Below are 2,950 nucleotides of genomic sequence, written 5' to 3' on the forward strand. Positions count from 1 at the left end.
AGATGTGTATAAGAGACAGCACCATGGTAGTGCAAAAAATACTAGAAATGAATTGTTAGATATAATAGATTCTGAAAATTATTTCATTTCTACTAATGGACAGGTTCATAATCATCCAGATATTGAAACAATAGTAAAAATAATAGTAAGAAAAAATGGGGATTTCACTAGAAATTTGTATTTTAATAATAAAATAGATAAATTGGGTATTTTAGAGGATGAAGAATTACAATTTAAATACCAATTTAAAGTACATTATAGGAACATATCCAAAGATAGTTTACAAGTCTATTTGTAATTGGAAAGGTGTCTAGTGTAAATGGAGTATATAAAAAGAGCAGTAGCAAGGCTAGATGGAAATGAAGGTGAGATGGGGACAGCATTCTTAATTGCTAAAGAATATATGTTGACATCCCGGCACATTTTTGTTTCAAATCCGGATAAAACTGCTTATAAAATTTGTTTTTCTAGTGACGACCAGAAAGAATATGCTATAGAAGCTATTTATTTTGATGAGGACATGGATGTAGACAATGTAGCAAATGATATTGCTATTATAAAATTGAATGAGCCTATATTACATGTTGAGCCATTAATTTTAGATTTCACAAATATTCCAATTGATACTAATTGGGATTCCTATGCGTTTTCAGGTTCACAAAGGCTAGTTGGTGAAAGGTTTAAAGGAACTATTCATAATTTTTTAGATGAAAAACTGAATCAGAAATTTGATATACAATTAAGTTGTCAAGTACCTCACATTATTGACCCTCGATATGGAGTAAAAGGAGCGTCAGGGGGTCCTATAGTATATAATCGTAAAGTAGTAGCGGTATTTTCAAATGAAAGTAGTGGAGCTATAATTGGGGCTGCTAGTCTAAGACGTTCAAAAGAATTAATAGAAAAGCATATAACTAATTTGAAAAGTCGAGATATAGAATCACCACTCCAAAAATCAATAAGAGAAGCTGTATTAAATACAGTAAGGTTTATTGAAGGATTTCCAGATGAGCTACATGGCTTTCTTAAAGGAGAATTACATGATTTACAACAAGAGTTTTTAAGTAAATTAGATGAAATAAAATTTTTTTTGGAAAACTCAAAGTATCCTACAGCAAACGAAGAAACGATGGTTAATGGAATAGAGGCTACATTAGAAATTATACTTATGATTAGATCTATGTATGGGAATGTTTGTATTTTATTAGAAGACGATTTTGCTAACCTTCAAGTTACCTCACACAAAAAGTATAATATGAGTTTTGTTTATGCTCAAGAAAGAAATCAAATAATGCCAGAGATACTTTTACAGATGCATAATCAAATGATAAATAAGTCTGCTGCACAAATAATGATTGAGCACGGAAGACCAATTCCACCAAATCCTATAATATTTGAAAATTGCAGTAGCAGTATGCGACATAATTTATGTGGATCTTGTGGGAAATCCTTCGAGTTTGAAGGAATCCTTAAGACGTATATAGAGACTGAAGATGATGGTCTTATTACGGGCATAGAAAATAACAATCTTAGGTTACTAAATGATGTGAAAATTATTTGTGGAGAATGTGTTCGTAAAGTTAGAGATCAGGTTGAGAATCGTGAGGAATTAAAAAGAATGGTGGTTGAAAAAATTTATGGTAGATGAGGTTATTAAATATTTTCGTGAAAAAGACAAATTCATTGAATTTCAGAATATGCAACTCAATTTATTAAAATTTGTATTTGGTAATCCTCAACAAATTTTCGGAATTGTTGTATTTGAAGGTGAAAATTGGTTAAAAAGGGATTGGAGGAAAGCCTGTGAAGAATTCGCTGTTAGAATTCAAAGTGAACTAGTGGCCTCATTATATAATTTAAAATGGGATATGTATTTGATATTAATTAGTCAAACAGATATTGAAGATATAGAGCTTTGTAAACATATTGAAAATGATCGTATGTATTTTAAAAAAATTGTATTAGCAAGAAACTTAGAAAAGTTCCAAAGAAAACTCCCGATTGAGCTAGAATTGGATGATTCTAATCAGTTAGAAGTTTTTTCAGATAAGCAATTTTTAGATGAACTTAGAAAAGTTGTATCGTCTGAAGTGGAAAAGCGGTTAGATTTTGATATCTATGAAGGGAAGTCTATAGATGAAGTAAATAAAATGATTTTCCTAGAACCATATAATATTAAAGGGGTATAGGAATGAGAATAACTTCGTTAACTTTACAAGCCTTTAGAGGGTTTAATAAAAAAGAGGAATTTTGTTTAGAAGGTAATGATATTATAATTTTATATGGACCAAATGGGCATGGGAAATCTTCAATTTATGATGCCATAGAATGGGGATTAACAGGAGGGATTTATCGTTTTGATGAAACATCGCCTGAACAAAGAAGAACACCATTCATAAGAAATTTACATGCAGATAAATTAGTAAAATCATTTGTGAGATTAGGGATCATTTTACCAAATAATGAACGTTTTTTCATTGAAAGAGAATGTGTTGAACCTAGTTCGGGCCGTACTGACTATGGAAAATTCAAATTAAGAATTTTTGATGAGAATAGTAAGTTGTTTAAGGAAAATGAAGAAGCTGAGGCTACTTTAAAAAGTTGGATTATTCATGAGGATTGGTTACCCAAAATAAATTCTTCCACAACAATGTTAAGTTTAACTCATATTTTATCACAAGACAAAATGTCTGAATTTTTAAAGGGAATGCAAGAAAGAGATCGATATGATGCTTTTTCTACAATTTTTGGTACAGATCATTTTGAAAAGTATCGGGAAGGATTTAGGGAAGTAAGAAATAAATTGAATGAGGAATTTAAAAAGCTAGAGGGACAATTAGATGAGAGAAAGTCTAACACGGAAAAATTGCAGGAAGAAGTAAAAATATTAGAAATAAAAATTTTGAAAAAAATAGATACAGATTTTAATCTTGATTTGAAGTATTATAAT

General features: G+C 30.1%; 3 protein-coding genes and 1 pseudogene. All 4 read left to right on the top strand.

The window, feature by feature from the left end:
- A pseudogene (locus C9J34_RS22160) lies at nt 1–298 on the top strand (MBL fold metallo-hydrolase); the annotation flags it as partial.
- A 21-nt stretch (nt 299–319) separates the two neighbouring features.
- Nucleotides 320–1,648 (top strand): ABC-three component system protein, encoded by a 1,329-nt coding sequence (locus tag C9J34_RS20210; protein WP_107841977.1) that lies wholly within the window; start codon nt 320–322, stop codon nt 1,646–1,648.
- Nucleotides 1,638–2,189 (top strand): ABC-three component system middle component 1, encoded by a 552-nt coding sequence (locus C9J34_RS20215; protein ID WP_107841978.1) that lies wholly within the window; start codon nt 1,638–1,640, stop codon nt 2,187–2,189. Before C9J34_RS20210 ends, C9J34_RS20215 begins: the two co-directional genes overlap by 11 nt.
- Nucleotides 2,190–2,191: 2 nt before the next feature.
- On the top strand, nt 2,192–2,950 hold a 759-nt coding region (locus C9J34_RS20220), incomplete at its 3' end, for an AAA family ATPase (protein WP_153062661.1).

The sequence above is a fragment of the Metasolibacillus meyeri genome (assembly GCF_003049505.1).
GTDB classification, from domain to species: Bacteria; Bacillota; Bacilli; order Bacillales_A; family Planococcaceae; genus Metasolibacillus; species Metasolibacillus meyeri.

What these genes read in the sequence shown, in the direction of transcription:
- C9J34_RS20210 (WP_107841977.1), top strand. Translation starts at nt 320, where the DNA reads ATGGAGTATATAAAAAGAGCAGTAGCAAGGCTAGATGGAAATGAAGGT.
- C9J34_RS20215 (WP_107841978.1), top strand. Translation starts at nt 1,638, where the DNA reads ATGGTAGATGAGGTTATTAAATATTTTCGTGAAAAAGACAAATTCATT.